At 29.9% G+C, this 2,366-nt stretch carries 3 protein-coding genes; all 3 read left to right on the top strand.

What is annotated here, in order from left to right:
• A partial coding sequence (locus EK368_RS07905) for a transporter substrate-binding domain-containing protein (protein WP_129598232.1) occupies positions 1–534 on the top strand: 534 nt, incomplete at its 5' end.
• A gap of 152 nt (positions 535–686) precedes the next feature.
• Complete coding sequence (locus EK368_RS07900; protein WP_129598230.1) at positions 687–1,970, top strand: nickel-dependent lactate racemase family protein; 1,284 nt, start codon at positions 687–689, stop codon at positions 1,968–1,970.
• A 91-nt stretch (positions 1,971–2,061) separates the two neighbouring features.
• A partial coding sequence (locus tag EK368_RS07895; RefSeq protein ID WP_129598228.1) for a transporter substrate-binding domain-containing protein occupies positions 2,062–2,366 on the top strand: 305 nt, incomplete at its 3' end.

The raw sequence follows: 2,366 nt of genomic DNA, 5'->3' as shown, positions 1-2,366 counted from the left end.
AAATTTGATGGGTTATTAGCAGCTTTAGTAGCAAATAAAATAGATTTTATTATAGCAGGTATGGTTCCTACAGAAGAAAGAGCAAAAAGTGTAGATTTTACAAAAACATATTACAATGCACAACAAAGAATTTTAATCAGAGCAGAGGATGAAGATAAGATTAAAAGTATAGAAGATCTTAAAGGGCTTAAAATAGGAGTACAAAAGGCTACCGTACAAGAGGAGATTGCTAAAGGAATAGAAGGAGCACAAGTAAAATCTCTAAGCAAAATTACTGATTTAGTCCTTGAACTTTCTAATAAAAAAATAGATGGAATTATATTGGTAAAGCCTGTAGCAACTGCTCATGAAAATAACAATAGTAAATTTAAGGTACCAGAAATTTCTTTAGGTGAAGATGAAAGTGCTGCTATTGCTATTAATAAAGGTAATGAAGATCTAGTACAAGAGATCAATAAAATATTGGATCAATTGATCGCAGAAGGAAAAATAGATGAGTTTATTATGGAAGCTACAAAGCTTTCAGAAGAGTAAAAAATACAAGGCTCGAGTATTCGAGCCTTAAGCTTGTAGATAAAGGGATAAAGGGTATCATTAAATTTTTTAGTTTGGAAAATATGCAGAAATAGAGAAAAATAGGATTAGAAAGTTAAAATTTAATTTGTAGACTGAAAAGAGGAGATTTTGTGGAAATAATAAAAATGAAATATGAGAAAAATATTATAGATGTGTCTATACCAAAAAAAAATTTATTAAAAGTACTTACTAGTAATGAGCAAACAGAAGAAAAAACAGAAGAAGACATGATTTTAAATGCTTTAAAAAATCCAATAGGAACAAAACCTTTGAAAGATATTGTAAAGGCAAAAGAAAAAATATGTATTATTATTTCTGATATAACGAGAGCATGGCAGAAAATGAATGTATTTTTACCATATATTTTAGAGGAACTTTATAAAGGAGGAGTAGATGAGAAAGATATTACTTTTTTATGTGCTACTGGATCTCATAGAAAACAGACAAATCAAGAACATAGAATCCTTCTAGGAGATTTATTGGATAAATTTGAAGTGATCGATCACGATTGTTATGATCAAAAGAATCTTGTATATTTAGGAGAAACTAGCTTTCATAATCCAGTATATATTCATAAAAAGGCAATAGAAAGTGACCATGTTATTTTGACGGGAGCAATAATCTTTCATGATTTAGCAGGATGGGGTGGAGGAAGAAAGTCTATTTTGCCTGGAATTAGTGGCTATGAAACTATTATGTTCAATCATGCGCTAGCTCTTAATCCGAATATTGGAGATGGAATCAATGAAGAAGTAAGATGCGGAAACATTGATAAAAATCCTATTCATTTAGATATGATGGAAGCCTGTCATATGGTGAAGCCATCTTTTTTATTTAATGTTGTCATCAATGAAAAAGGAAATATTGCTCACGCAGTAGCAGGTCACTATGATCAAGCCCATGAAGTAGGCACAAAAATAGTAGATGAATTTGATGGGGTATTGATACAAGAAAAAGCAGATGTAGTGATTGCATCAGCTGGAGGTTATCCAAAAGATATAAATCTGTACCAAGCTTCAAAAGCTTTAAGTAATATGAAAGAATGTGTAAAAGTAGGAGGATATATTGTTCTTCTTGCTCAGTGTACAGAAGGAATAGGGAATGAAGATATGCGTCAAATTATTGAGGATTATGAAAATAATATACAAAGAGAAAGAGCACTGAGAAAAGATTTTACTGTAAGTAAATATATTGCTTATATGATTGCAGAAATGGCTCAAAAATATAAAATTATTTTGGTTTCAGAAATGGATTCTAAGGTAATGCAAAGAATAGGAATTATTGTTGTTAAAGAAATAAGAGAGGCATTAGATCAAATCAAAATGAAAAAATCCCCTAAAATATATCTGGCTCCACAAGGAGCAAATATTTTACCGAGAATAAAAGAAAAATAAAAAAACATTTATATTTGTAAATATTCACTTGAATAATTATTATGCAAGATGTATAATGTTACAAGAATAAAAGATTAGGGGGAAATAAAATATGTTCAAAAAAATAATGACTATCTTATTGATAGGATGTATGGTGTTTTCATTTACAGGATGTAATCAAAAAGCGAGTAGTGCAGATAGTAGTAAATTAGAAGAAATTAAAAGCAAAGGAAAAATTGTATTAGGAACGTCTGCTGATTATCCACCCTATGAATTTCATAAAGAAATCAATGGAGAAGATGTGATCGTAGGTTTTGATATTGAAATTGCAAAGGCTATTGCAGAAGAATTAGAAGTAGAGCTTGAAATTAAGGATATGAAATTTGATGGGTTATTAGCAGCTTTAGTAGCAAATAA

The organism is Anaerophilus nitritigenes (genome assembly GCF_004138215.1).
Lineage (GTDB): Bacteria > Bacillota > Clostridia > Peptostreptococcales > Thermotaleaceae > Anaerophilus > Anaerophilus nitritogenes.
The sequence above is the reverse complement of the archived record's forward strand: the minus strand, read 5'-3'. Positions and strand labels throughout refer to the sequence as shown.